Source organism: Thermus thalpophilus (assembly GCF_022760915.1).
In the GTDB taxonomy this organism is placed as follows: domain Bacteria; phylum Deinococcota; class Deinococci; order Deinococcales; family Thermaceae; genus Thermus; species Thermus thalpophilus.
Map to the genome: position 1 here is coordinate 1 of NZ_JAKTNS010000035.1, position 22,009 is coordinate 22,009.

Here is a 22,009-nt window from a genome sequence, read left to right on the forward strand (position 1 = left end):
GGCTGCGCCCGCAAGGGGAGATTTACCACGAAACGGAGATGTGGGTAAAGTCCTGCTGCAGAAGGTCTTGACGTCCGAGGTATTCCTGGCTAAGCTAAACGTTGCGTGCGGGGGCGATTAGCTCAGCTGGTCAGAGCGCACGCCTGATAAGCGTGAGGTCGGTGGTTCAAGTCCACCATCGCCCACCACGATGAGAAAGGCAAATCCCCGGGGTTGCGAAAGCCCCGGGGATGACCTTTTGACACCTACACGACACCTAATAGCCTGTTGTTAGGTGGTACACCAAATAACCCACCCCCCCGCCTAGGAGGGCGGCCATGACCCCTGCCCACCAGGGATGCTTCCGCGCCCAAGCCAAAAACTGGCCCGAGATGGTGAGCCCCGTGCGGCGAACGGCCCACAGCTCCACCACCCCAAGCCAGAGGACCAGCCCGCCCAAAAAGAGCAGCCACCACCAAAGGCCCGCGAGCGCAAAGGCGACAGCTAGTGTCGCAAACATGAGCAGGATGCCCCAAGGAAGGTCCCTCATACCTTTAGCTCCGTGTAGAGGTTGGCCCGGTTAATGACGGCGCACGCGTACTTCGGGTTCCGCTTCCCCTGGTGGAAAGCGGTGGGGCCCACGTTGTAGGCCTGGAGGAGCTCGTACCACGAGGCTCCAGGGAACTGCCCCCTAAGCCACTCCAGATACGCCAAGCCCGCCCCTACCGCGTACCAGATGCGCCCGGTCATGTCCATACCGAGGAGCTTCTGCGGGTCCTGGTTTACCTGACAGAACGCTGCGGGCTTCACCTGTAGGGGGCCGATCTCGGTTCCCGCCGCGGCGGTGCACCGCCCCTTGGCCAAGGCCGCACGGATGCGGTCGGTTTCCAGGTATAGGCCGAAGCCGCTTTCCTGCCAGGCGAGCGCGGTGGCGATGTCTGGCGGTATGCCGTAATTGGTGGAAGTGGCCAGGACCGAGGCCAGCACCATGGTGCAGGGGGTTCCCGCGGAGGGGATGCATGTCCCCAGGTTGGGCCGCACTTCGCGGATGCGCTCGTGGATGCGGTAGATGAGCTCTTGGTAGCTCTTGGACAGGCCGCTTGCTGGCTGGTACGGGCACGTGATCGGGGTAGGGGAGGGCTTAGGGGCAGACTGGGAAGCAGGGCGGGGCCGAAGGACGAGCCAGGCGGCCACCACCCCCAGGACCAGCACGCCCCAGTTAGCCCCTCCGGTGCGCAACGTCTTCCACCCCCCTGGCCGTGCGCCGAATCCGCTTCATGCCGCGGTTTAAGGTCAACATGCCTCCCGCGTGGTACCAGACGAATGCCTGCAGGTCCCAGTAGCGTGCGATACCACCCTTGGCCTCCGAACCCGGCACATGCCGCCCGCCCCGGCGAGCTAACGGAAAGATGCCGCCTTCCAGCACGGGCACTGTGCGCTGTGGAGGCATCTGCAAGCTGCGGGCGTTCCATCCTACTGGGATCATCACGGCCCCCAGGTAAGTGTCCATTCGCCGATGGTGAGCTTGTAGAGGTTGGTTTTTGTTATTTGCTGCCCGCTGTCCAGAACGAACTGGGCAGCTGCCGCATACCAGCCTCCACCCGCCGGTATCCATAGGCAAAAACCGTACAAGGTCGTGTTGAAGTCAGCCGGAACGTACGTTACGGGGTTGGTTTTCCTTTGGCGGCTGTTTGCCACGTACGCCTGAAAGGTCCAGTAGTACAAGTTGGATTGCGAACCCCAGTTGCCGGGGCCTCTATATGTGGTATAGTCCGGTGTAAACGCATACACGGTTGGGTGATTGTAGACGCTCAATCCGGTATCTGCCCTAGCAAAGTGGTCTAGGAGCCCCAAATCCGCTCGGTCGTTGAACCACATCTGGTATCCATAGTTGGGGTCTGTTGCTCTGTTGAGAGTGAACAGCCCGGTGTAAGTTCCAATGCCTGCAATGTTAATGGAAACTGCTGTGGGGGTGATGGGAGAAAGGGCGATGCGCATTTTGTAGATGAGCCTCAGCCGCTGGTCAGCTGCTGGGGTGATTACGATGGGGTTTCCATTGCCGTCGCGGAAAAGTTCTCTGACTGCTAGATTATTGCCCGGCGCAGACGAAGGACTGAACCCCCACTCGGTCAAGTTTCTGTTGCCAACCTCGCCTTCTGTGAACTCCCGCACCCGCTGGATGTCATACACCCCGTCTTGTACGGTGCCCAGGCTATAGGTGCCGTTGTTGTTGCTGCTGTCCCTTTGTACCCTAGCGACTTCGCTTACCAAGCCGGTTTGCGTCGGGCTGGGGGGAGTTGACCCTGTCCCCACCACGGCAAAGTTGCTCAATCCCAGGAAGCCGCTTTGGGCTATGAGGCTGTCGTACGCCTGGTCCAGGATTAGGTTATGCTGCTCAGCTTCCATGTCCACTACCCAGCGCCGCCGTTTACCACGCCCGCCTGGTCCAAAGGACAGGTCTTCAACATAGCGCCCCAGCTGCCAGTGCAAGTGTTGAGGCTGGAGCCGCACGCCCGCTTGCGGCGGCGGCGGGAGAAGTGGGCGCACACGCACCACCGGGATTACCTTGCCAGCATTGTCAGGCTTCCACAACATCTCATACCTCCTCATGCAGGTTCGTAGGCCCCCGTGGTGGGGGCGCTCAGAGTAGCCGTGCCTAGGACATCCGGGCTTGTGTAGCCCGGCCGAGTGGTGGTGTCCACGACAATGACTACAAGGGCGTAGCTGCCAGTAGTAGGGGCAGCAAGACTGGCGGTGCCTAAGGCGTCCGTGCCAGGGTCAAAGATCAGAACCACGGGCACATAGGCCCCCGTAGTGGGTGCGGCAAGCTGGGCCTGGCCTAAGGCATCTTCCATGTTGAGGACAATAACGATGGGAATGTATGTCCCCGTTGTAGGAGCGCTCAGCGTGGCCGTGCCTAGTAGGTCCGTGCGAAGGTCCTGCACGATGACGACAGGGATGTAGGCGCCTTCGGAGGGCGGGACCAACGCAGCTTGCCCAATAGTGTCGTGCACGTACACCGGGTACAGCTCGGACCTAAGAGCGTAGCCGGTGGCGTCTAGAGCGCTAACTAGGCTCCCCAAGAGTTCTATCTGGTAGGGTAAGGCGACCGCCTGGTCCAAGACCACAGGCTCCGCGAAAGTCTGTACCACGTGGGCGATAGCGTAGAGGTGCCTCTGCACCCGCTGGACCAGGCTCATGCGATCTGGGGTCAGATGCCAGACCAGAACGTCCGAATCGGGAGGGAAGTAGCCCACCACAGCATCGTTTAGGACCACGGGGTCTACCCCTGGGAAGGGGCCCCGCATCACGTAGCTCTGGCTAACGGGATCCCACTGGCGGATCCAGACTTCTCCTTGGCGCTCGTAGACCACCACATGGCGTGCGGCCTGGTCAAAGGCCAGGCCCATGTGGACAACTTCCTCCACGGGGTGGGGGAGGGGAGGCGCCTCCACTTCTACCCACACGGCCACCTCGGGCCCACGGGAATCGTTAAGGGCCCACGGACCTTCCCCAGGCACCTGGGCCTGGAAGAGGCGGAAGCGGCGCTCCACCCGGTCCAGCACCGCCGCCCATGCGTAGCCGAAAAGGGTGGTGTAGCTGCCATCCCCCGTATCCCCCATGGCCCGAGGTCCCGGGGCAAGGCGAACCTCGGGAGCATAGGTCCTGCCACGCTTGTAGCTTTTGGCCTTGGCCGTCATTGGAAGAGGAACTGCACGGAAGCGGGCCCCTCTCCCGCGTCCGAAACTTCCAGCACCTCCAGCGCAAAGCTCAACTCCACCGCCGCCGCGGGCAGAAGGATGTAGGGCCCCACCCGCTGGGGGCCGAAGGTAAACCAGAGCCGGGCCTTGGTGTCCCCAATGTTGACGATGTGCCCCCTGGTAGCAGGTTTACCAAGAAGGCCTGTCACATCGATGCGGCGGGTTTCCCCTTCCACCTGCACCTGGGCAATGAGGGGCATGCGGGCCGGATCGTGGCCCTGCAGGTCCCGCCGGGGCCGGCCAAACTCGTACTCCAGGGTTCGCTGCACCGCGCCCAGCTGGTCCTTCAGGCAGGCCATATCCTCCCGAAGGGCGGCCAAGGCCTCTTGCAGGCGTCCGGGAAGGTTGGCCAAATCCTCCTGCTTCAAACCCAAGAGGTTGAGCATGCACCACCTCCTTTAGGTAAACTCTGGCTGGGCGCGCCCAGATTTTCAAGCGCGGAGCGCACCACAAAGGCCCCGATCAGGATGAGGGCTATCAGATAGATGGTGAGAAGCCCGAGGCCCACCCCCAACCCCTGCTTGTAGGACTGCCAGAAGGTTCTTTCCTCCACAGCTACTCCTTCTTGACGCCCAAAAGCGCCCCGATGAGGGCCAGGATGAGGGCCAGACCAATCCACACCAAGAGGGCTCCCACCACGAAGCCGGCACCCAGCTGCACGCCATCCTGGAAGTTCATCTCCCACCTCCTGACTTCTGCTCCATGCCCATGGCCCGGATCCGGGCCAGGGCGGCCTCGATCTGCCGCTCTGCAATGGTTCGGCTAAGCCCGGGGGCTAGCTCTTGAAGGGTGCTAATGGCCTCCTCCAGCTTGCGGGCGGCCCGCTCCTGGGGCGGGAGGTCGCTTTTGCGGTAGCGCTCCTCCACCGCTAACACGGCCTGCTCCGCCAACCGGGGAACCCTTTCCGCAAGCCAGCGCTCGTAGTTGGACGCCAGCATGCGGATGAGCCCTGCCAGCACAGGCCCCACCACGGGGATGCCACCCACCAGGCGCACCAGAAGGCCTGCCAGGAGGGCCACCGCACCCAGGGCCACCAGGGCCTGCAGCGCCCATGCTCCCCAAACGCTTGCGGGGGGGACAAGATCTGTCCAGCTCACAGCGCACCTCCGAAGCCGGCTACACCGCCCCGGCTAGCGCAATCGCAGGGCGTGGGGGCCACGGATCCGTCCTTGCAAGTGGCGATCACCTGGGGGCACATCGTGGTTTCGGAGTAACCGGAAGAACGGTCTTCCCAGCGCACCGTGCCCCCGTCAGAGCTAGGGGTGTTGGATGGGGCAGGGGAGGCCACCTTTCCCCTTCGGGCCCACCACACTCCTAGGAGGGCTCCCCCCGCCATAGCTGCCGCTACCCAGAAGGCCTTCATCCCTCCCTCCTACCAGACCAGCTGCCCGGGCGCGGGGCGAGGCACAAACGTTGGGTTAAACCAGGAGCAAAGGCTGGGGGCCACCCGACACAGCGCGTCGTCACTCAGGCTGCCCAACCCCCAGCCGTAGGGGCTGGGCATGGTGTCCACTACCGCAGGCGGCGCGGCTTGATCACCAGCTTCATCCGAGCCCGCACCACCCGGGCTAGCCGTGCTGCCCCCCTTGGCCAGGGAGTAAGCCAAGTATGCGGCTACCCCACCGCCGATGAGTACCAAGAGCAAGGTCTTGCCGTCCATTCAGGCCTCCTTTTCCTTCCTCAAGCGGACCCCCTGGCGGTAGGCCAGGGCCTCCGTGACGTTGGCCAGGCGGTTGAGGAGGTGGGTCTGCTCCCGCTGGCCTTCCTCCATCCGGGCCAGGCGGGCCTTCATTTCGGTGATGTCCACGAACACCATCCGTAGAAAGGCGGCGAAGGCCGCCACGGCCAGGCCGGAGTCCAGAAGGTCCTTCCACTCCACTAGCAGACCACCCCCTCCACGGCCAGCTGCTGGAGCTGCTTCCTTAGGCCGTCGATTTGGCCTTGGTAAAGGTCGAGTTCTTGTTTGAGCTTGGCGTACTCCTTGGCCGCCGCATCCACAGCTTGCGCATCGGCGTAGTTGAACAGGTTCCCCGGTCTAGGGCCTAATCCCTTCACATAGTCCATGCAGGCGTTGAAGTTACCCCAAAGGGCCGGGCTACAGATGTCGAAGATGCCGCACGCTTCCCGCTTGGCGTAGCTCCAGCAGTTGGTGTCGGCGCTGGAACCCTTGGCCACCAGCGCGTCCATTTTCTTCTGCACATCCTCCGCCAAGGACTGAACTTTCTGCAGCTGCGCTTTTAGGTCAGCGCAAAGCTGCCCTTTGGTGATGGTGGGTGTGGGTGCGGGGGTAGGAGCAGGTACGGGCGAAGGTACGGGGGTAGGAGCAGGCGCAGGGGTGGGATACACCCCCGTGCCAGGGGCAGGCAACGCTGGGACAGACGGTGCGGGCTGGGCGGGCTGCATGGCGGGAGGCTGAACGGTTTGCGCCCCAGGAGGCACTACCGGCTGGGCCGGGGCGTACGGCACCCGCTGGCGGTTTGGATCCGTGAGCCTCCAAGCGATGAGCCCGCCTACACCCACCGCCCCCACCGCAGCCACGGCCAGAAGGGTATTGCTATTCATGCTGTCCTCCAAACCAGAGCCGCCACCACGATGGCGGCCCCCAGGGTAAAGGCGGCCACCGTAATGGCTTGGGCTTGGCGGGCTTTAGCGGCGGCCTCGAGCATGGCCCGCTCCTGGGCCAGCCTCGCCGCTTCCATTTGGGCCTGGGCCGCCGCCTTTTGGGCTTCCAGGGCCTGGCGCTCCTCATCGGTAAAGATGAGGTCGTCAATCACGCCTCCAAGAGCCCCCAAACCCGCCCCGATGGCCGCCACGATCTCCATCGCTTACTCCCGGTTGAACAGAAAGAAAACCGCCACCACTACCCCTGCTCCCACTAAAGCCCACACCCAAACAGGGATAGTGGGCTGGACCTGGATGCTGGCTTGGCGGGCCTTCTCCCGTTCTGCCTCCAGGCGCAAGCGTTCCAGCTCCATCTGAGCCCGCTCTTGTTCCGTGAAGATGTAGGGATCGAGGACAGAACCAATCTGGCGGGCTCCGTACAGCAACTGAAGCCAAATGGGATCATCAGGACCAGGAGCACTCAAGCTGGCAGGCAGGGGAGTGTAGCCCCCGGTGGGATTGAGGTAGGTGTTGGTGATGCTGAACTCCCCCATCCTTCACCCCCTCACAGCCCACCGCGGGCTTCCAGCTCCGCCAAGCGCTGCAAGCGCCCCTTGTCCAGCACCTCGATGCGCCGCCCCATGGCGGCAATCTGGATGTAGTGCCCGGCCCGGTTGTTCCAGACGATGGGCGTGTTCTGCGTGAAGACCTCCAGGACCAAGCGGGTTCCAGGCACCAGCTCCACCTGCTGGGGCCAGGCGATCATGGTCTCCAGGTTGTTCTGGTCAATGGCGTGCATGGTGGCAAAGGACTGGTTGAAGACGGTGGCGGCGCTATCGTCCACCCCGCCCGCGTCCCGGGCCACCCGAAGGCGGAACTGGCCGTCCCCGTGGACGTAGTAGACTTCGATGTCTTCCGAACCGGTCACCCCAGCAGGCTCCACAAAGGTGATCTGCCCTGTGGCGTAGTTAACGCTCACAATAGGGCACTGCTGCCAGACCCCGCCCACCTTGGCCCACACGGCCACCTCGGGGTGATAGAGGCTGGGCAGGGTGGGCTTGGCCTGCGGGGTTTCCACCAACCCGCTCACCGTCACGGTGCGGTTCTGGGGCGAAGCCAGGTTCTGCCCCCCAAAAACCTTCAACCCCTTGATGTAGATGCGCAGGCGCCGTTCCTGGGCCACGATGCGGAAGTGGGCGGTTTCCGGGGTGCGCATTTGGGCCACAGGGAAGTACTCGTTGGGCCGGTAAGCCAGACCCGTGGCGTCGAAGTCCTCGTTGTCGATCCAAGCGAAGCCCCAGCCCCCCACCTGCACCGCCGCCGGGGGAGGCGGGGGAGGGGCTACGGGAGCCTGGGCGGGTTCCGCCCGGGGCATATCCCCGCGGAAGGCGTCCAAGCCCCGTCCGAAGGCCTGGCCCACGCCCTGACGGATCCGTTCAAGGAAGCTCATGGCACCTCCTCACAGGGTGGGGTTGGAGTTGTCCACGCCCACCGGGAGCTCGATACGGGTCCTGGGATCGTTGAGGTTCACCGTGACGCCCACGGGAGCCTCCACGTAAACCTCCAGCGTGTCCCCTTCCCGGAAGACCAAACCCGTGGGGGGCGTGGGGGCCCGCAGGGGGGACGCGGTCTGCAGGATGTTCTGGTAAAACTTCGCATCCCTGAGCTGGGCTTCAGTGAGGTCGTAGTAGCTGGCGTACTGGGCCTTGATGAGGAACTCGGGGAAGTCAAAGCCCTTGGTGCGCTTGGCGAAGAAGACATCCGTGGTGTGGGGAAGCTGGTTGCCTGCGGTGTCGTAAAGCTTGAGGATGATGGGCACGGGGTTGGGCACCACCCAGGCAGCCCCCGCGGGCACCACGAACTCGCCCACCTTCACCCGCTGCGTGCCGCTGTAGGTCTGAAACTCGGGGCCAGACCGCAGGATGGTCACGGGCCGCGCCCCAGGCCGAAGTGCCTTGATCCGATTGAACGCCTCCTGCATCTTTTCCTCCTTAGTCGATGTTCAAAATCGCCATGATGAGGTTCGCAAAGGAACCTGCCGCCACGCCCAAGCCGATGTAGTCCACCATCGGGTCTTCGGTCAGCTTGTTGTTGATAAGCAAGGAGCCCAGGATCACCCCGCCGAGGTTCAGCAAGATGCGGTTGGTGTAGGCGTTGCTGACCTCTTTGGTGGTAACGGGTTTGCCGTCAGGGCCTACCTGGTAGTAGTGGATGCGCCCATCCGGCCCCTTGGCCGCCCACCCGAAGAGGTCCCTCCGGGAGGTATAGAGGCTCTTCCGGGCTAGATAGGCCCCCAATACCCCCAAGCTCACCGAGACCACAATGGGGTTCTGCACGACCTCCAACGGGTTGGAGGTCTGGGCCAGCTTGCGCATATCCTGCGCCGCGATTGCCGCCGTATCCGCCATTCGCCCTCCTTACGAGGGCCATGGTGGGCGGCTCACTGGGGCTAGAAAAAGGGCGCGCCGAAGCGCTCAGCGGGAGGTCCATGGCGGAGATGCGGGACGAACCAAGGTGCGAGGCGGAGGTGCGCGGCGCACCTCCGCCTCGGAGAAAAGGCGACTAGGACGCTACAGGAACATACACCCGCCGCCTGGGGTCCCTGGGGTCCCGCAGGACCAGACCGGCCCGGTCCCGGTCCAGGTCCTTCACGCCGTACTCGGGAGGCAGGCCTCCTTCGGGGCGCTTGAGCCCGGCCACCCGCTCCCCCAGTTCAGGGAACATCTCCGCCACCGCCTGCACCTCGTTGGGCTCAGACACCCGGAAGGCCACGAGATGGCTGGCCTGGCGGCGCACCCCAGGGTCAATGCCCCCCACCGCTCCTCTCATCATCTGGGTTATGAAGATGACGTTATGGCCGGCTTCCCGTCCCCCCGTCAGCACCTCGAAGAGGCCCTTGGGTACCTGCCCCCGGGGGAAGAACTGGTGGGCCTCATCCACCACCAGGAGGACATCCTTCAGGCGCATAATCTCCTGACCCAGGGCGTCTAGGAAGGGCCTGGGGTCGTAGCCCGTCACGTGGAAGTGCACCCGGGCGTAGTGCTTCAGCGCGGCCTTGGGGTCCCCCTCTTCCCCCACCCGGAAGCGCCCCTCGGCTAGCTCCCAGAACTCGGTCTTGCGGTTGACGATCACCAGGCGGCGGAAGCGGCCCTCCATAGCCCGCACGATCTCTCGGGCCAGGGTGCTTTTGCCCGAGCCCGACTTACCGATGATGAGGATGCGGAAGGTCTGCCTACCGCCCATTTAGGACTGATACGCCTTCCACAGCTCCCACCCGGCCCAAGCCGCCAGGGCAAAGGCCACCACCGCCTGGGCGGTTTCACACTTGGGGCAGCCCTTGCCTTCCCGCAAGTTCTTCGCCCGGCCTAAGCCCAGGTAGAGCCCCCCAGCCAACACGGCCAGGGGGAAAGCATTTGCTTTGACAAACTCCGTCACCGCTTTCGCCTCCTTTCCATAGCAACCTCAATGCCTCGCTCCTTCAAGACCTTAGCAATCGCCCTCTTTTCCAACGGATCTCCTCCCCTAACCTGGTAGCGCCCGATAAGGGTAGCCGTACTTTCCTCTCGAAAGCGCGAGGCCAGCTCCGTGATTTTCCGCCTATTGGCCGCCGCGGCTTTTCCCCCCTTGCTGGCGTCGTAGCTCCTTTTGGCTTCCTCCATCCGGGCAGACCATTCCTTGGCCCGCTTTGCCCTCAGGTAATCTTCCGCCGCCAGGCGCTTCACCTCTCGTTCCCACTCCTTGATCTGGCGCAGGGTTTGGCGATCCCCTTTTTCCCGGGCTTCACGGATAAGCTGGCGAGTTTTAGCATCGGGCACAAACCGCACCCGTACGCCAAAGGGTGTTTCTGTGATTGCCACTACCTCGCCGCCCTTGTGGACCCGTACACCCTGCGGTACGGGCTGAAGCTTTACCTTGGCGGGCCGCTCTGGGGGGCGAACGAAGCGCCCTTTGGCGTCTCGGTACACGACACGGCAAATCTGTTGGCGCCGTACCATAGCCATTACGCCCTCCACGCTGGCGGATCAAAGAGCCGTCCCGCCTGAGCCTGCTTGGCCAGGAAGGCCTCGGGGTCTACGCAGTAGGTGAGCACCTTCTGCTTGGCCTCCTCTCCCCCGCGGGGGAAAAAGCCCCACAGGCCCTCGCTGGCCGGGGGTTGGCGGTGGAAGACGTCGAAGTGCAGATGGCAGAAGCCCCCCGTGGTCATCTTGCCCACGGTGCCGATGACCTCCCCCGCCTGCACCACCTGCCGGAGGCCCACCCTTATGTCTCGCAAGTGCCCGTACCGGGTCCACACCCCCGCATGGGGATGGCGCAGGACCACTACCCCGCCCCACACGGGCAGGCGGCCCGCGAAGACCACGTACCCATCCGTTACGGCGTGCACGGGCTGGCCGCAGTCTGTATCCCCCCCTCCGGGTCCGTTCAGGTCAATGCCTGTGTGCCAGTACCCAGGGGGCACCAACCACCTCCCATCCGCACCCTTCACCCCCTGGTAGTACTGGGGGTCCAGGAAGCGCACGTCGGGGCGCGCCTTCCTGGGGTTCATGGGCCAGTAGTACCGCCCCGAGCGGGGCACCTCAGGCTCCCCCACCATCCACCTCCCCAGCCCCGCCAGGCCCAGCAGGCCCAGCGCGGCTAGCACGAACTTCCATAGCTGCACGCACACCTCCGTAAGCCGCCGCGGCCAGCACCACCCCGCCCAGGGCTACCCGCACCCAGGGGGGCAGGTTTTCCGCCCGGCCCATGCCCGGGAGGCGGTTTTTGCCGATCCCGTAGGCGGCCAGGGCCTCCCCCACCTTGAGCATGTCCAGCACCTGGGCCGGGGGAAGGAAGGTCGTGGCCTGAAAGGCACCTTTGAAGGCCTCCACTTCCTCGGGGGACTGGAGCCTGAGCCCCAGCATGAGGAGCATGGCTGTGCCGTTGGCCAGCTCCTCCCCCGTAAAGGGGATGACGGGCTCCACCACCGGGGCCGGGGGGAGGTCCTCGAAGCCGGGCTCCCCGGAAACCTCCGTGTCGTCCAAGGACCGAAAGTTCGGCTCACTCCCAGAGTCTGGGGCCGAGGGTGCCCCCGGGGTTGCCGGCCCCGGAGGCATGCCCTGCTCCGGCGTGGGTTCCGCTACCGCTTCCACTCCCTCCTCCCTTCATGCCCAAGGCCACCCCCAGGAGCACCGCCATCCCGGCCCCCAGGGCCGCCAGGAACCCCAGGGGGGTTTTCTTGGCGGGGGGTGTAGCCGCCAGAGGTGAAGTTTGCTCCTGGACGGGTTTACCCCCCTCCTGTGGGTTGCCGAAGGCCTCCCTGGATCCCGCGGATACCCCCCCTCCCACCATGGGCTGGGACTCCACGGCCTCCTCCAGAACGGGGTCCAAGGGGTTTTCCAAGGGGATGGCCCGCACTTCCTGGCTTGGGGACGCTTCTGAGCCTTCCAAAACGGCCTTCTCTCCCAAAAGCTCCTCAGGCAAGCGGAGCTTCAGCATGGCCTACCTCCGGGAGCGTTTGGCCTTCTTCTTCCTGCTCTTCTTCCGCTTAGGCATACCTTCTCCTCCTCCTTCCGCCGCCCACCAGGGCCAAGGCCACCACGCCCAAGGCGGCCAGGCCCATGGCGCCAGCACCTATCCCCGCCCCCGCCACGGCGATGCCCCGTGCAGGGGCGGGCACCAGCTCCACCGCCTCCTTCAACTCGGAGACAATCCGCCACACCAGGTAGAGCACCGCAACCACCGCCGCCGCGGTGAGCACCAGGGGAAGCACCGCGGGGTAGACGTACTCCCCCGCGTCCCCATACCAGACCATGGGCTGGGGGCACCACGTGGAGCTACACCCGCCGCCCCCATAGGCCGGGGGTGTGGAAGTTTGTTGCGTGGAGGCCTCAACCTTGAGGCGGATGACCAGGTCAGCCCCCCGCTTGCCCCAGTCCAGCACCCGCACTCCAGGGCCATACCGCTGCTGGAGGGCTTTCTCCAGGCCTGAACGGGTCACGCGGGAGATATCCCCGCCCTTGTGGGCCAGGACCAGCTCGTAAAGCTTCCCCGGCTTCAAGGGGGTGTCCTTGCCCACGGGCACCCGTTGGTACTCGGCCATGTCCCCATCCTGGACGGGCGAAAGGGCTGTAAAAAGCCCGCCCCGAAGGTGCGGGGCGGAGAAGCGTATGGGAGGTGCGTGCCGGAGATGCGTTTCGGAGATTACCGCTTCTGCACGAGCCTGCGGATGATTTCCACCAGGGCCACCAACTTGCCCACCGTGCCCTGGCCTACGCCGGGAAGGGCCTCCAAGTCCCTCACGTCCCAGTTGTGGATGTTGCGGATGTCTCCGTTTAGCGCCTCCGCAATGGCCTCCGCCGCCCGTTGGTTGCCCAGCAGGGAGTAAAGGAGTTCAGCTAAGGACATGCTTTCAGGGCGGATGGGATCGCGCTTGCGGCTAGCCAGCTCCACCAGGCGCTTTGAGGGGCGGCCTTTTTTGAGCACCATCACCCGCATCATAGCACGCTTCTAGGTGTCAAGGCACTTCTACCCACGAGCAGGCATCTAGTGCGATCTGCACCTTCCAGAGGGCGGGCCGCGGCAACACCAAGCGGCACTCCGTGCCGGTGCAGACGTCGTTTATACGGGCTAGGTACTGCCCGGAGGGCCACCGCGCACGTAAAGCTTCGGCTTCACCTTCGTAAGCAAAACGCACCTCTTCACCTCCGCGCGTCAGCCACGTGATTCGTGCGCGGCAGAGATCCGGGACGATCTTGGGTGCGCCCTGCTCCTCCGAAGCGGCGATTTGCGTCCCCGGGCTCACTCCGCCGCTATGCACCTCCGGGGCGGAAGGCCGGGGCGCATCTTCGGGGCGCATCTGGGCCAGGAAGTAAAGCCCAATGGCGGCCAGGATGACCAGGCTAAGGGCGGTGTTTCGGGTCATGGTACCTCCGACATTAGGCTGGGGCCAAGCATAACCCGCCTTTCCTCCGGTGGCTTACGCCGCCTGTCCTTGGCCATTTGCCGCCTCCCCTCTCTTCTCCCCCCACACCGCAGGATCCAGCCTGCACCGGGCCACCAGGTAGCTCCTCCGGCCTAGGAAGCCGGGGCGCATTTGCTTGCCCTTGGCGTGGTAGGGCTCCCCTTGGATCACCAGGCCCATGGCCCGGGCCAGGGCCAAAATCTCCCGGGGATCCTCTTTGCCGCCAGGGCGGCGGATGGCGAGGAAGAGGTCCTCGCCCACGGCCTTCAGAAAGATCTGTACCCCGTCCGATGGGCTCGTGGGCAGGGAAAGCCTGACCGGCCTACCCGGCTCCCCCAACGCCTCCTTCACCATGGCCCGCAGGATGTCCGAAACCGCCTGCAGGTTCACCCGATCCAGCCTCATGCCACCACCCCCACCTTGAAGGCCCGGAAGGGATTGACCAGGTCCCAGTACCCCTCCCGCCGGAGGAGGCCTTGGGCGTAGGCTCCTGGGCTACGGGCGAAGCTGTCTGCCTTGGCCTCCTGGGCCATGTAGACCACCCGGGCCAGGACCATGAAGGCCCCTTCCCCCCCGCCGAAGAGGACTGCCTTCAGGGCCGCCCAGACCACCCGGAGCCAGAAGCGCCAGCTTTTGGCATCCCCCAGGGCGGCGCTAATGGCCGTGGCCACGTCCTGGGCCCACCGCCGCCTGCCCTCGCGGCCCTTTGGGATGCTGGCCGCCCGAAGGAGGGCCCGCAGGTTCCGGGCAGTGTCGGGATATAAGGGAAGTAACGGGTTTTGTTTTTGAACCAGGGTGGCTAACGGCGCACCTACTACCCCTTGGAGGGTTACTCCCTGTCCTAGAAGAAGACCCTCTTTATATCCCGACATTGAGTCGGGGGCGCTCAGGATCCTTGCGGTTTTGCCCTTGGCCTTGTCTTCCTTCAGGTCCCGCCAAGGGAAGCGCAGGTAGGGGGCCAGGACCTTCAGGCCCCTATCGCGGAAGACGGGCCGCACCCGGACCCGCCATAGGGTGCCCCCTCGGACAGCGTGGGCCTTCTCGAGGGCCTCCCCGTCCGTGTACCAGGTTTCCCAAGCGATCCACATGCGGGCCGCCTGGCGGTAGCGCTCGTACCGGGGGTCGTGGAGCCAGCGCTCCACCGTGCGCTCGGACACCCCCAACATGGCCGCCAGCTCCCATTGGGCTAGGAAGACGTGGGCCTCCCGGCTCGGGTCCTGGCGGGCCCCGAGGCGGATGGCGTGGGCTACCAGGAGGCGGACCATGGGGGCCAGGGGACCCAGGAGCTTCCAGTGGCCCCAGCGGGCCAACTCTGCCTCGGCCTTGGCCAGGAGGTCCTGCCACTCAAAGCGGCGCACCTCCTTCCAGTCGGTTTCCGCCAGGGCGGGCCTGGAAGGCCCCTCTGAGGCCGGGGCAGGGGAGGGGGGGCTACTTGGGTACCCCTCTTCTTCCCGAGGGGCCTTATCGGCGGTTTTAGAGCCGCTATTCTCCGTGGAAGTATTGGGGGAGGCCTCCCTAGGCTGGCCCTCCTTGGCCTCCCGCTCCCGCTTGGCCCGCCAGGCGGAGAGGACCGCCTCGGCGAAGCGGGGGTTTTTGCTGGCCAGGGCCTCCACCTGGGCCCGGATGTCCTCGGGCAGGTCGGGGGGGAGGGTCATGAGGGCACCTCCACCTGGGTCATGCCCAGCAGGGCTTCCAGGGCCTCCCGTTCTGTGCGGCCCCTAACCGTCCAGAGGGTGCGTTGCTCGCGGTGCATGCCGTGGGCGATCCATCCGGGGCCGTCAGGGTCCTGGTACACCTGCAGGTTGGCGAACCGCAACCGGGCCATCTCCTTCAGCGCCTTGAGCTTTTGGCGCTTCATGCCCCCACCTCCCCCACCAAGTCCCGCAGGGCGTCCTCCCGGGTGTCCCCGAAGCCGTAGGCCACCACGTGACCCTCGTAAAAGGCCACGGCGATCCAGCCCACTTCCCCGTCCCTGGGGCCGATGTCGGGGTAGATGCGAACCTCGTACCCCAGGGCCTCCAAGCGGGCCAGGGACTCTTCCTCCTTGCCTTTGGCTGTAGACCGCACCCGCACGTGCTGGATGCCAGCCTGGCGTTCCAGGTCCTCAATGGTGTTCACCAGGCGGTAGACGTCCTGAAGCTGCGTCTGACCGGCATACGCTATTGCGCCCAGCCGGTCTAAGGCTATCTGCAATGCCCTTTCGTACCTCTGAAGCTCCTTCACCGCGCACCTCCCGCTCGCTTCTCCGGGCCTTCCTTCACCAACCGCTTCAAGTCCTTGCTGTCCCTCCACTCCACCACCTGCACCCGGCGCACTTCCGCATCGGAGCGCATGCGCTCAAGCCACTCCTCCACCCACTCCTCCCGGGTGGCCACCGTGCCCTTGCGGTTCAGGACCACGTGGGGCAGATGCCGAGGATCGGTAGGCACCGCCTTCGTGGCATCCCGCAGGATGTGGATGGGGATGCCGTAGCGCTCGGACACGTCCTTGAGCCGCAAAAGCCGCATGGCTACCACCCCTCCGGCACCCGAGCGAACATAAGGGCCAGGCCCAAGATGAGGCCCAAAAGGAGGCCTCCAAGGAGGTCCAGCCCCCAGCGCCAAAGCCAGGTGTCTTTTGGAGGCCAAGCCTGGTCTTCCCGGTTCACCTTCCACCTCCCACCGCCACCACCACCGCCAGGGCCACCGCCAGGAGCCCGGCCCCCAGGGCCATGAGGACCACCAGGAAGGGGCCGGGCTCCCCGTAGCGGGCCCGGACGTAATGGGCCAGCAAGGCGTAAAGGAAAATGGCCGCCAGAAGGTAGGCGGCCAGCAACTCAACCACGGTGCACCTCCTTGAGCGTGACGACAAAGAGCCGCACCGCGGACGAGAGACCGAAGAGCACTTCAGGCTTAGGCATGATTCTCCCCTTTTGATGACTGAGATATCAGTACCGATACATCGGTATCCAGACCCAAAAAAAGAGCAAGATCCTTCTCTAGCACCCTCCACTCTCGTCCAACCTTAACCGCCTTTAAGCGCCCAGAGCGGATTTCTCTCCTAACCCAAAGCACACTCTTCTTAAGCAGGGCTGCCACTTCTCGGCTAGTTAACAGCTTCATCTTGAGCGCCATTTTAGCCCGAAGCTCAAGGTTTAGTCAAGTATCGGTAGCGACTAACGGGTAACACTACAATGCGTGGCGGTCTATTTTAGTGATGTGGCAGTCAAGAGAGGAGCAGAAACCCTCCTTGAGAAGCCTAGTTGGGGTCAGGCAATCAAGGCGAGACGTCAAGCTTTAGGCCTGACTCAGGAAGATATTGAGGCAGCAACACAAGACGCCATCTCTCAAAAAACCGTGTCCGACTTGGAAGTTGGCAGAGTCCACCCGTTAAAACTTGGCGCAGAAAAGTTCTTGGCCCTTCTTAGCGCCCTTCGCTGGACCCCTGAAGAGTTTGCCCAGGCCACGGGCCTCGAGGTGCCCTTGGTCTACCGCCCCTCGGGGGAACCGCGGGAAGACGTGGTCTGGCTTACCGTGGTGGCCTCAGGGACCGCGGGCCGCCCTTGGCCCGAGGCCGGGGTCCTGCCCGTGCCCAAGGAGTTTGTCCGCCCGGGCTCCATGCTCATTCGCGTGGAAGGAGACAGCATGGACACCGGGGACGACGATGGGCTCAGGGACGGGGACCTGGTCCTGGTGGACCAAAACCTCCGGGACCTCCGCCCCGGGAAGGTCTTCGCCCTGGAAATCCTGGGGGACGGCATCACCATCAAGCGGGCCAGGAAGACTAAGAGGGGTTGGGTCTTCGTCTCCGACAACCCCGCGGGCCCCGTCCTGGAGCCAGACGAGGTGAACGTGCTGGGGGAGGTTTACCGCAAGATCAGCATCCGGGAGGTGAAGTAATGATCAAGCTTCGCTATAACGCTAGCGAAGTTAAGATCGACATGACATCTTCCTGGCTGATCTTGGATACGCCAGACACCCGTGTTGCACTTCATAAGGGTGCTATAGCCGGATTTACCCTCACTGTTGGTGTATATTGGAGCCTTTTCTTTTCTGGACTTTTGCTTCTAGTTGCAGCTTTGGGCGCTTGGCGTGTTTTGTTTGATGCCACGCTAGCGCTTATTGTGGGAGGTTTGGGTGTAGCGTCCATTTTTGCTTTTGTTTTTTACCGACCAGCTAGCCTGCGGATTTACCACACTGGCGGTGAAGCTCTTAGTCTAGAGGGTCCCGGGATTTACAAAAACCTCTACAGCTTGCTTGAAAAGCTCTTGCTGTGGAGGGGCCAATGAAGAAAAAGATTCTTCTCTTGTACATCAGCTTCCTTCTTGCCCTTGCAAACGCCCAATCCGGTTCCGCTGATGACCCCTTGTTTCAGGTGTACCTTGCGCGCCCGGTAGTTTCGGCCGCCTGCGTGAACGAACGGCTCCAAAAAGGGCTTGCCGAGGGGCTAAACACCTGTGTTTTGACCGTTCTTCCTCCAACCGGCGCCGTGGATGCTTACCAAGTAGAATACGAAGTTACGCTCAGCTACTGGTATACCCCTGGTAGCGAACCCTATTGGCAAGTGGTTGAGGGGATTGAAGGGCCCTGGCGCTATGTAGCCCCGATCCAATGCGGACAAAGAAGAGTGGAGGTGTTTAGGGTTCTAAGGCCTTTTCGCGAAGCCGCGATACCCGCTTTACAAAGGTGGTTTGACTACAACAAGGCCGCAAACTACATGGACGCAACGGCAGCTGCAGTTTATACTGGCGTGCCGGTTTCTATTCAGGAAACTTCTCAATCAGTCTTGTTCATACCTTTGCTGAATGCCCAAAGACAACATGCCCGACCCGGCGGAACGTTGCAACTAACCATTCGCGTGCGCGTATGCGGTGCTTATCACTGCACACCTAGTGTCCCGATTCGGTTTTAGGAGAAGGCCAGATGGTCAACGCCTACCTGCAATGGGATGCGCAGAAGCAGTGAGGAGGCCTCCATGCCTGATCCCAACCTTGACCAACCCCAGCCCCCGGTTCAACGCCAGGCAGACCTGTACCGCATAGCCCCCATCTTCGTTACCAGCCTTGCCGTGAACGTCTATGAGGGGCAAGTGGCCGTCATCACCTTCTTCTCGGGGATCCCCACAGACATCACAACCGGGCTGATCTCTGAAGTGGGGATGGGCTCCTTTGCCCTAACCAAAACGCAGGCCCGGCTTTTAGGGGAAACCCTCTTGCGGTTTGCGGGGGAGGAAGGCAATGAGGGCTAAAATGCTTGCCAGATTCGAACCCGAGCGACAAAGCCTTTTGACCAAAAGCTTCCGGGGTGAACTTCTGCTCAAACCTAAAGAGGCCAGGGCGAAGATCCTCACCAACGTACCCGTAGAAGTGAGGTACCCTTTAGAGATGATTAGCCTAGCCCCTAATCCGGAGGCTGCTCTCCAGGAAGGCATCAAGCTCACCCAACGCCTTCTTCGGGATCGGCTTTATGGCAGGGGCAAGGTTTTGGGTTGGCGGAAGAGCCTTGAAGGGGGGGACTACGCTATCTACGTAGAAGTGCCGCTCGACGTTTATCAAAATATTGACCTCACCTTAGAAATCGGAGCGGAGGTTCTTGCCCTGAGCGATCGGCTGGGCATCCCCTTCTTTGTCTATTTCGTACCCCCAAAGGATGTCGTCTAAGCGCGTGACTCCCCCGGAGCCCGGTTTCTTGCAGCACCGGGAGCAAGCTCTTCACAACGAAGCCCTTCTCAATGGATCATCTTTGCCTTCGGACTGGGAAGTGACGGTGCGCTTTTACGCTACCGCTCATTGGGTTAGGGCCTACCTGAAGAAGCACCTCAAAGTTTCTTCCATCTCAAGCCACGAAGAGGCCGATCGTCTGCTAGAACGAGCCAAGGTGCAAAGGGAACTACGCCAGCTTTTCAAGGAGCTTCGCTGGGCTAGCGAAGATGCTCGGTATTATTGCGTGCATCCCTCTTCGGCCCAGCTTTACCGCTGCCGACAAGCCCACAACCGCCTTAGGGGCTTCTTTGAACCAAAGATCACGCCATGAACCGCCGGGGTAGGGGAGAGGGCTCCATCTTCCGCCGCAAGGACGGGCGCTGGGCAGGCTTTGTCACCCTGGGCCGCCGCCCCGATGGCCGTCAGGTCAAACGATGGGTCTATGGACGCACCCGCCAGGAGGTGGCGGAAAAGCTGGCCCGCCTTCTCCCCCAGGCCTGGACAGGCACCATCCCGGACGCGGGCAAGCTGAAGCTGGGGGACTGGCTTCTCCACTGGATCGAGGAACGCACTACCCGCAAGGGCCTCCGGCCCACCACCGTGCGCAACTACCGGGTCTACTTGGGCCACCTGGACCCTATCCTCCACACCCCCCTTTCTCGCCTCACCGCCCTGCAGCTTCGCGCCCTGTTTCAGGGCTTGGCCCACCTTTCCCCTTCCCACCGGCGCCACATTCACCAGTTCCTGCGGGCTGCCCTCCGGGACGCGGTGCGGGCCGACCTTATCCCCACCAACCCCATGGATGCTGTAGACCCACCCGAAGGTGGGACCGTGCGCCCCGCCAAAGCGTGGAGCCCCGAGGAAGTGGCCCGCTTCCTGGAGGCCTCCAGGGATCACCGCCTCTTTCCCCTCTTTGCCCTCATGCTGGCCACCGGCCTGCGGATCGGGGAGGCCCTGGCCCTCCGCTGGGAAGACTGGGAAGGGGAACGCCTCTGGGTACGCTACACCCTCCGCCGGGATGGGACGCTGGGGCCTCCCAAGACGGCGAACTCCCACGGCTATCTCTACCTCGACCCCGATACCCAGGCCCTCCTGGCGGATTGGCAGACCCGCCTTGAAGAGGAGAAGGCCCAGGCTGGGGATGATTGGGAGGAACACGGCCTCATCTTCCCCTCCCGCCGGGGGACGCCCCTCCAGTACCGCAACGTGATGCGCACCTTTCACGATCTCCAGGCCAAAGCAGGGGTGAGCCCCCTCAACCTTCACGGCCTGCGGCACACGTACACCTCCCTGGCCCTCCGGGCCGGCCTCCCGCCGAAGGTGGTGGCCGCCCGCCTGCGGCATAAGGACGTGAAGCTCACCCTCCAGGTCTACCAGCAGCTTATGGACGAAGACCTCAAGGTGGCGGCCCTTCCCCTCGACACCTTGCTACACCTTCAGAACCGCAACAAACGGGATCGATCTGCCTCCAAAGCTGGGCGAAAAAAGGCCCTCCAGTAAGGGAGATTGGCCACGCTTGCCTTTGCTTGCCTCTCGACCTTTTAGTGCTGATAAGCGTGAGGTCGGTGGTTCAAGTCCACCATCGCCCACCACAAAGACCCCGGGCCCTAGGGCCCGGGGTTACGCTTTTCCACCCGGATCACCAGGGTGTCGGCGATGAGGTCGTGCCAGGCTTGGCGCTTGGGGTGGAAGAAGGCCCAGAGGTAGCCGAGGAGAAGGGGCAGGGTGGAAAGGGTCTTGCCCACCACCTCCCGCATGAAGGCGGTGAGCCAGTCCACCGGCTTTCCGTCCAGCCGCACCACCTTTATCCCCAAGAGCATCTTCCCTGGGGTGGCCCCATAAAGGGCGGTGAAGGCCACGTAGTAGGCCCAACCGGGAAGCCACTGGAAGAGGAGGTCCTGGGTCAGGGTGGTGGGGCCCAAGGGGTTTACCCCCGCTAGGGCCATGAGGAGGAGGGAAAGGGGTACGAGGATCAGGCTGTCCAGCAGGGAAGCCACAAGCCGCCGCCAGGGGCTCGCCACTACCATAGCCCACCTCCCAGATAGCGGTATTCCAGGCGAAAGCGGCTTTGCGAGAGGAGGCCAAGGAGCGCTTCCGCCTCGCTCAGGCCAAGGGGGTTTTCCTCGCCAATGAGCTCCTGGAGAAGACCCTTAGGCTTTTCATACCGCACGAGCCGGAAAGCGCTGAGGCCAGCGAGCTCCGCCGCCCTTTGGGCAGCGTTCTCCAGGTAGCCCTCCCAGTCCGCGAGGCCCAGGGCCACCGCTTGCTTGCCCGAGTAGATGCGGCCATCCGCCAGGGCCCGCACCCTTTCCAGGGGAAGGTTTCTTCCCTCGGCCACCCGTCTGAGGAAGAGTTCGTAGGCCTCCCCCATGTAGGCCTCGAGCACCCCCTTTTCCTCCGGCGTGAGGGGCCTGAGCCCGGAGGCCATGTCCTTTAAGGTGCCCTCTTTCAGGACCTCCACCCTAACCCCTAGTTTTTCCAGAAGACCGCTTACCTCAGGGATGACGGAGATGACCCCGATGGAGCCCGTGAGGGCGGTGGGCGGGGTGAAGATCTCCCGGGCAGCGGTGGCGGCGTAGTAGCCGCCGCTTGCCGCCACGCTGCCGAAGGCCGCTACCAAGGGTCTGGCTTCCGCCAGAGCCTTTAGGGCCCGGTGGATGGCCTCGGTTTCCGTGACCCCGCCCCCGGGGCTATCCACCAGGAGGACCACGGCCCGGACGGTTTCGTCTTCCCGGGCTTGGCGGACTTGGGAGAGGAAGTCCTCGAGGGCCTTACCCGTGGGGATGCTTCCCTTGAGCTCCAGGAGGAGGACCTTCTCCCCTTGGCCGTATAGGGGGACTTCCCGCCATGCCCTTTCCGCCCCTCGGGGGCTCAGGCGGCCTAGGCCCACCACCACCAGGGCCACGACTCCCAGGAAGAGGAAAAGCGCTATCCAGCGCTTCTTGTTCATGGTCTTAGTTAAACACACCCCTCATCGGAAGGCAACGGCAGGAGGGCTTGCCTTGCAAAGGTCAGGAGGACGGGTGTATATCTCTCTCCTGATGGGCA

Annotated in this window: 38 protein-coding genes and 1 tRNA gene; 7 read left to right on the forward strand and 32 right to left on the reverse strand. The window is 63.5% G+C overall.

Translation table 11 applies throughout. The features are described from left to right. The first annotated feature begins 111 nt into the window (after positions 1–111). Positions 112–188: transfer RNA gene (locus L0D17_RS10790), tRNA-Ile, on the forward strand. Positions 189–256: 68 nt separating this feature from the next. Here L0D17_RS10790 and L0D17_RS10795 read toward each other — a convergent pair. The 30 genes from L0D17_RS10795 to L0D17_RS10935 all read right to left on the reverse strand — a co-directional run bounded on the left by L0D17_RS10795 (position 257) and on the right by L0D17_RS10935 (position 16,394). Beyond that, a complete protein-coding gene (locus L0D17_RS10795) occupies positions 257–529 on the reverse strand; it encodes a hypothetical protein (RefSeq protein WP_243095205.1) in 273 nt (90 codons plus the stop codon). After that, positions 526–1,191 carry a transglycosylase SLT domain-containing protein gene (locus tag L0D17_RS10800; protein WP_243095207.1) on the reverse strand — a complete coding sequence of 222 codons (666 nt, stop codon included), beginning with the start codon at positions 1,189–1,191 and terminating at the stop codon, positions 526–528. The genes L0D17_RS10795 and L0D17_RS10800 overlap by 4 nt, the downstream gene beginning before the upstream one ends. 273 nt (positions 1,192–1,464) lie before the next feature. Next, a complete protein-coding gene (locus L0D17_RS10805; RefSeq protein WP_243095209.1) occupies positions 1,465–2,385 on the reverse strand; it encodes a hypothetical protein in 921 nt (306 codons plus the stop codon). 200 nt (positions 2,386–2,585) lie between these two features. After that, a complete protein-coding gene (locus L0D17_RS10810) occupies positions 2,586–3,680 on the reverse strand; it encodes a hypothetical protein (protein ID WP_243095281.1) in 1,095 nt (364 codons plus the stop codon). Beyond that, positions 3,677–4,126 (reverse strand): hypothetical protein, encoded by a 450-nt coding sequence (locus L0D17_RS10815; protein WP_243095211.1) that lies wholly within the window; start codon positions 4,124–4,126, stop codon positions 3,677–3,679. Before L0D17_RS10815 ends, L0D17_RS10810 begins: the two co-directional genes overlap by 4 nt. Before the next feature lie 169 nt (positions 4,127–4,295). Beyond that, positions 4,296–4,418, reverse strand: coding sequence for a hypothetical protein (locus L0D17_RS13640; protein WP_279231749.1), 123 nt, complete (start codon positions 4,416–4,418; stop codon positions 4,296–4,298). Beyond that, entirely contained in the window at positions 4,415–4,837 is a 423-nt protein-coding gene (locus L0D17_RS10820) for a hypothetical protein (protein WP_243095213.1), read from the reverse strand. The genes L0D17_RS13640 and L0D17_RS10820 overlap by 4 nt, the downstream gene beginning before the upstream one ends. 563 nt (positions 4,838–5,400) lie before the next feature. After that, the gene (locus tag L0D17_RS10825; protein WP_243095215.1) at positions 5,401–5,619 is read right to left on the reverse strand and encodes a hypothetical protein; all 219 of its coding nucleotides are present in this window, start codon (positions 5,617–5,619) and stop codon (positions 5,401–5,403) included. Beyond that, entirely contained in the window at positions 5,619–5,927 is a 309-nt protein-coding gene (locus tag L0D17_RS10830; protein ID WP_243095217.1) for a hypothetical protein, read from the reverse strand. Before L0D17_RS10830 ends, L0D17_RS10825 begins: the two co-directional genes overlap by 1 nt. 371 nt (positions 5,928–6,298) lie before the next feature. Next, the gene (locus L0D17_RS10835; protein ID WP_243095219.1) at positions 6,299–6,562 is read right to left on the reverse strand and encodes a hypothetical protein; all 264 of its coding nucleotides are present in this window, start codon (positions 6,560–6,562) and stop codon (positions 6,299–6,301) included. A gap of 3 nt (positions 6,563–6,565) precedes the next feature. Beyond that, on the reverse strand, positions 6,566–6,895 hold the full coding sequence (locus tag L0D17_RS10840) for a hypothetical protein (RefSeq protein WP_243095227.1): 330 nt from the start codon (positions 6,893–6,895) through the stop codon (positions 6,566–6,568). 11 nt (positions 6,896–6,906) lie between these two features. Beyond that, positions 6,907–7,791, reverse strand: coding sequence for a hypothetical protein (locus L0D17_RS10845; RefSeq protein WP_243095228.1), 885 nt, complete (start codon positions 7,789–7,791; stop codon positions 6,907–6,909). 9 nt (positions 7,792–7,800) lie between these two features. Next, a complete protein-coding gene (locus tag L0D17_RS10850; protein WP_243095229.1) occupies positions 7,801–8,322 on the reverse strand; it encodes a hypothetical protein in 522 nt (173 codons plus the stop codon). 10 nt (positions 8,323–8,332) lie between these two features. Continuing rightward, positions 8,333–8,749, reverse strand: a complete 417-nt coding sequence (locus L0D17_RS10855; RefSeq protein ID WP_243095230.1) for a hypothetical protein — start codon at positions 8,747–8,749, stop codon at positions 8,333–8,335. Positions 8,750–8,903: 154 nt separating this feature from the next. Further along, complete coding sequence (locus L0D17_RS10860; RefSeq protein ID WP_243095232.1) at positions 8,904–9,584, reverse strand: ATP-binding protein; 681 nt, start codon at positions 9,582–9,584, stop codon at positions 8,904–8,906. Beyond that, on the reverse strand, positions 9,585–9,776 hold the full coding sequence (locus L0D17_RS10865; RefSeq protein WP_243095234.1) for a hypothetical protein: 192 nt from the start codon (positions 9,774–9,776) through the stop codon (positions 9,585–9,587). Further along, positions 9,773–10,063 (reverse strand): hypothetical protein, encoded by a 291-nt coding sequence (locus tag L0D17_RS10870; protein WP_243095236.1) that lies wholly within the window; start codon positions 10,061–10,063, stop codon positions 9,773–9,775. The genes L0D17_RS10865 and L0D17_RS10870 overlap by 4 nt, the downstream gene beginning before the upstream one ends. A 278-nt stretch (positions 10,064–10,341) precedes the next feature. Beyond that, on the reverse strand, positions 10,342–10,935 hold the full coding sequence (locus tag L0D17_RS10875; protein WP_243095245.1) for a M23 family metallopeptidase: 594 nt from the start codon (positions 10,933–10,935) through the stop codon (positions 10,342–10,344). Continuing rightward, entirely contained in the window at positions 10,919–11,362 is a 444-nt protein-coding gene (locus tag L0D17_RS10880; RefSeq protein WP_243095247.1) for a hypothetical protein, read from the reverse strand. The genes L0D17_RS10875 and L0D17_RS10880 overlap by 17 nt, the downstream gene beginning before the upstream one ends. Positions 11,363–11,378: 16 nt before the next feature. Further along, positions 11,379–11,816, reverse strand: a complete 438-nt coding sequence (locus L0D17_RS10885) for a hypothetical protein (protein ID WP_243095249.1) — start codon at positions 11,814–11,816, stop codon at positions 11,379–11,381. A gap of 49 nt (positions 11,817–11,865) precedes the next feature. Then, a complete protein-coding gene (locus tag L0D17_RS10890) occupies positions 11,866–12,420 on the reverse strand; it encodes a hypothetical protein (protein ID WP_243095250.1) in 555 nt (184 codons plus the stop codon). Positions 12,421–12,521: 101 nt separating this feature from the next. Then, the gene (locus tag L0D17_RS10895; RefSeq protein ID WP_234557756.1) at positions 12,522–12,806 is read right to left on the reverse strand and encodes a JAB domain-containing protein; all 285 of its coding nucleotides are present in this window, start codon (positions 12,804–12,806) and stop codon (positions 12,522–12,524) included. 490 nt (positions 12,807–13,296) lie between these two features. Continuing rightward, positions 13,297–13,686: a hypothetical protein gene (locus tag L0D17_RS10900; protein ID WP_243095252.1), complete on the reverse strand. Its 390-nt coding sequence runs from the start codon at positions 13,684–13,686 to the stop codon at positions 13,297–13,299. Further along, a complete protein-coding gene (locus L0D17_RS10905; protein WP_243095254.1) occupies positions 13,683–14,936 on the reverse strand; it encodes a hypothetical protein in 1,254 nt (417 codons plus the stop codon). The genes L0D17_RS10900 and L0D17_RS10905 overlap by 4 nt, the downstream gene beginning before the upstream one ends. After that, positions 14,933–15,139, reverse strand: a complete 207-nt coding sequence (locus L0D17_RS10910) for a hypothetical protein (RefSeq protein WP_243095256.1) — start codon at positions 15,137–15,139, stop codon at positions 14,933–14,935. Before L0D17_RS10910 ends, L0D17_RS10905 begins: the two co-directional genes overlap by 4 nt. Further along, positions 15,136–15,504, reverse strand: a complete 369-nt coding sequence (locus L0D17_RS10915) for a hypothetical protein (RefSeq protein WP_243095258.1) — start codon at positions 15,502–15,504, stop codon at positions 15,136–15,138. Before L0D17_RS10915 ends, L0D17_RS10910 begins: the two co-directional genes overlap by 4 nt. After that, entirely contained in the window at positions 15,501–15,788 is a 288-nt protein-coding gene (locus L0D17_RS10920; RefSeq protein ID WP_243095260.1) for a hypothetical protein, read from the reverse strand. Before L0D17_RS10920 ends, L0D17_RS10915 begins: the two co-directional genes overlap by 4 nt. A 2-nt stretch (positions 15,789–15,790) precedes the next feature. After that, the gene (locus L0D17_RS10925) at positions 15,791–15,928 is read right to left on the reverse strand and encodes a hypothetical protein (protein WP_234557763.1); all 138 of its coding nucleotides are present in this window, start codon (positions 15,926–15,928) and stop codon (positions 15,791–15,793) included. Continuing rightward, complete coding sequence (locus L0D17_RS10930) at positions 15,925–16,104, reverse strand: hypothetical protein (protein ID WP_243095261.1); 180 nt, start codon at positions 16,102–16,104, stop codon at positions 15,925–15,927. Before L0D17_RS10930 ends, L0D17_RS10925 begins: the two co-directional genes overlap by 4 nt. A gap of 68 nt (positions 16,105–16,172) precedes the next feature. Then, positions 16,173–16,394 (reverse strand): helix-turn-helix domain-containing protein, encoded by a 222-nt coding sequence (locus L0D17_RS10935; RefSeq protein WP_341474690.1) that lies wholly within the window; start codon positions 16,392–16,394, stop codon positions 16,173–16,175. A gap of 84 nt (positions 16,395–16,478) precedes the next feature. On the opposite strand from L0D17_RS10935, the gene L0D17_RS13815 reads away from it, so the two are divergent. The 6 genes from L0D17_RS13815 (at position 16,479) to L0D17_RS10965 (ending at position 20,461) form a co-directional block, all read left to right on the forward strand. Beyond that, positions 16,479–17,159 (forward strand): LexA family transcriptional regulator, encoded by a 681-nt coding sequence (locus L0D17_RS13815; RefSeq protein ID WP_341474691.1) that lies wholly within the window; start codon positions 16,479–16,481, stop codon positions 17,157–17,159. Beyond that, positions 17,159–17,548 (forward strand): hypothetical protein, encoded by a 390-nt coding sequence (locus tag L0D17_RS10945; protein WP_243095270.1) that lies wholly within the window; start codon positions 17,159–17,161, stop codon positions 17,546–17,548. The genes L0D17_RS13815 and L0D17_RS10945 overlap by 1 nt, the downstream gene beginning before the upstream one ends. Then, positions 17,545–18,171 (forward strand): hypothetical protein, encoded by a 627-nt coding sequence (locus tag L0D17_RS10950; protein ID WP_243095272.1) that lies wholly within the window; start codon positions 17,545–17,547, stop codon positions 18,169–18,171. Before L0D17_RS10945 ends, L0D17_RS10950 begins: the two co-directional genes overlap by 4 nt. Before the next feature lie 63 nt (positions 18,172–18,234). Next, a complete protein-coding gene (locus tag L0D17_RS10955) occupies positions 18,235–18,507 on the forward strand; it encodes a hypothetical protein (RefSeq protein ID WP_243095273.1) in 273 nt (90 codons plus the stop codon). Then, positions 18,497–18,919 (forward strand): hypothetical protein, encoded by a 423-nt coding sequence (locus tag L0D17_RS10960; RefSeq protein ID WP_234557771.1) that lies wholly within the window; start codon positions 18,497–18,499, stop codon positions 18,917–18,919. Before L0D17_RS10955 ends, L0D17_RS10960 begins: the two co-directional genes overlap by 11 nt. 369 nt (positions 18,920–19,288) lie before the next feature. Next, positions 19,289–20,461 carry a tyrosine-type recombinase/integrase gene (locus L0D17_RS10965; protein WP_243095274.1) on the forward strand — a complete coding sequence of 391 codons (1,173 nt, stop codon included), beginning with the start codon at positions 19,289–19,291 and terminating at the stop codon, positions 20,459–20,461. A gap of 107 nt (positions 20,462–20,568) precedes the next feature. On the opposite strand, the gene L0D17_RS10970 is transcribed toward L0D17_RS10965, so the two are convergent. Continuing rightward, positions 20,569–20,988, reverse strand: coding sequence for an RDD family protein (locus tag L0D17_RS10970; protein ID WP_243095275.1), 420 nt, complete (start codon positions 20,986–20,988; stop codon positions 20,569–20,571). Next, entirely contained in the window at positions 20,982–21,911 is a 930-nt protein-coding gene (sppA, locus tag L0D17_RS10975; protein ID WP_243095277.1) for a signal peptide peptidase SppA, read from the reverse strand. Before sppA ends, L0D17_RS10970 begins: the two co-directional genes overlap by 7 nt. Positions 21,912–22,009 lie beyond the last annotated feature (98 nt).

What these genes read in the sequence shown, in the direction of transcription:
- L0D17_RS13640 (WP_279231749.1), bottom strand. Translation starts at nt 4,418, where the DNA reads ATGAACTTCCAGGATGGCGTGCAGCTGGGTGCCGGCTTCGTGGTGGGA.
- L0D17_RS10835 (WP_243095219.1), bottom strand. Translation starts at nt 6,562, where the DNA reads ATGGAGATCGTGGCGGCCATCGGGGCGGGTTTGGGGGCTCTTGGAGGC.
- L0D17_RS10810 (WP_243095281.1), bottom strand. Translation starts at nt 3,680, where the DNA reads ATGACGGCCAAGGCCAAAAGCTACAAGCGTGGCAGGACCTATGCTCCC.
- L0D17_RS10885 (WP_243095249.1), bottom strand. Translation starts at nt 11,816, where the DNA reads ATGCTGAAGCTCCGCTTGCCTGAGGAGCTTTTGGGAGAGAAGGCCGTT.
- L0D17_RS10935 (WP_341474690.1), bottom strand. Translation starts at nt 16,394, where the DNA reads ATGGCGCTCAAGATGAAGCTGTTAACTAGCCGAGAAGTGGCAGCCCTG.
- L0D17_RS10895 (WP_234557756.1), bottom strand. Translation starts at nt 12,806, where the DNA reads ATGGTGCTCAAAAAAGGCCGCCCCTCAAAGCGCCTGGTGGAGCTGGCT.
- L0D17_RS10960 (WP_234557771.1), top strand. Translation starts at nt 18,497, where the DNA reads ATGAGGGCTAAAATGCTTGCCAGATTCGAACCCGAGCGACAAAGCCTT.
- L0D17_RS10950 (WP_243095272.1), top strand. Translation starts at nt 17,545, where the DNA reads ATGAAGAAAAAGATTCTTCTCTTGTACATCAGCTTCCTTCTTGCCCTT.
- L0D17_RS10805 (WP_243095209.1), bottom strand. Translation starts at nt 2,385, where the DNA reads ATGGAAGCTGAGCAGCATAACCTAATCCTGGACCAGGCGTACGACAGC.
- L0D17_RS10910 (WP_243095256.1), bottom strand. Translation starts at nt 15,139, where the DNA reads ATGAAGCGCCAAAAGCTCAAGGCGCTGAAGGAGATGGCCCGGTTGCGG.
- L0D17_RS10845 (WP_243095228.1), bottom strand. Translation starts at nt 7,791, where the DNA reads ATGAGCTTCCTTGAACGGATCCGTCAGGGCGTGGGCCAGGCCTTCGGA.
- L0D17_RS10955 (WP_243095273.1), top strand. Translation starts at nt 18,235, where the DNA reads ATGCCTGATCCCAACCTTGACCAACCCCAGCCCCCGGTTCAACGCCAG.
- L0D17_RS10830 (WP_243095217.1), bottom strand. Translation starts at nt 5,927, where the DNA reads ATGGACGCGCTGGTGGCCAAGGGTTCCAGCGCCGACACCAACTGCTGG.
- L0D17_RS10840 (WP_243095227.1), bottom strand. Translation starts at nt 6,895, where the DNA reads ATGGGGGAGTTCAGCATCACCAACACCTACCTCAATCCCACCGGGGGC.
- L0D17_RS10945 (WP_243095270.1), top strand. Translation starts at nt 17,159, where the DNA reads ATGATCAAGCTTCGCTATAACGCTAGCGAAGTTAAGATCGACATGACA.
- L0D17_RS10850 (WP_243095229.1), bottom strand. Translation starts at nt 8,322, where the DNA reads ATGCAGGAGGCGTTCAATCGGATCAAGGCACTTCGGCCTGGGGCGCGG.
- L0D17_RS10855 (WP_243095230.1), bottom strand. Translation starts at nt 8,749, where the DNA reads ATGGCGGATACGGCGGCAATCGCGGCGCAGGATATGCGCAAGCTGGCC.
- sppA (WP_243095277.1), bottom strand. Translation starts at nt 21,911, where the DNA reads ATGAACAAGAAGCGCTGGATAGCGCTTTTCCTCTTCCTGGGAGTCGTG.
- L0D17_RS10965 (WP_243095274.1), top strand. Translation starts at nt 19,289, where the DNA reads ATGAACCGCCGGGGTAGGGGAGAGGGCTCCATCTTCCGCCGCAAGGAC.
- L0D17_RS10900 (WP_243095252.1), bottom strand. Translation starts at nt 13,686, where the DNA reads ATGAGGCTGGATCGGGTGAACCTGCAGGCGGTTTCGGACATCCTGCGG.
- L0D17_RS10905 (WP_243095254.1), bottom strand. Translation starts at nt 14,936, where the DNA reads ATGACCCTCCCCCCCGACCTGCCCGAGGACATCCGGGCCCAGGTGGAG.
- L0D17_RS10875 (WP_243095245.1), bottom strand. Translation starts at nt 10,935, where the DNA reads ATGGTGGGGGAGCCTGAGGTGCCCCGCTCGGGGCGGTACTACTGGCCC.
- L0D17_RS10795 (WP_243095205.1), bottom strand. Translation starts at nt 529, where the DNA reads ATGAGGGACCTTCCTTGGGGCATCCTGCTCATGTTTGCGACACTAGCT.
- L0D17_RS10860 (WP_243095232.1), bottom strand. Translation starts at nt 9,584, where the DNA reads ATGGGCGGTAGGCAGACCTTCCGCATCCTCATCATCGGTAAGTCGGGC.
- L0D17_RS10890 (WP_243095250.1), bottom strand. Translation starts at nt 12,420, where the DNA reads ATGGCCGAGTACCAACGGGTGCCCGTGGGCAAGGACACCCCCTTGAAG.
- L0D17_RS10920 (WP_243095260.1), bottom strand. Translation starts at nt 15,788, where the DNA reads ATGCGGCTTTTGCGGCTCAAGGACGTGTCCGAGCGCTACGGCATCCCC.
- L0D17_RS10815 (WP_243095211.1), bottom strand. Translation starts at nt 4,126, where the DNA reads ATGCTCAACCTCTTGGGTTTGAAGCAGGAGGATTTGGCCAACCTTCCC.
- L0D17_RS10970 (WP_243095275.1), bottom strand. Translation starts at nt 20,988, where the DNA reads ATGGTAGTGGCGAGCCCCTGGCGGCGGCTTGTGGCTTCCCTGCTGGAC.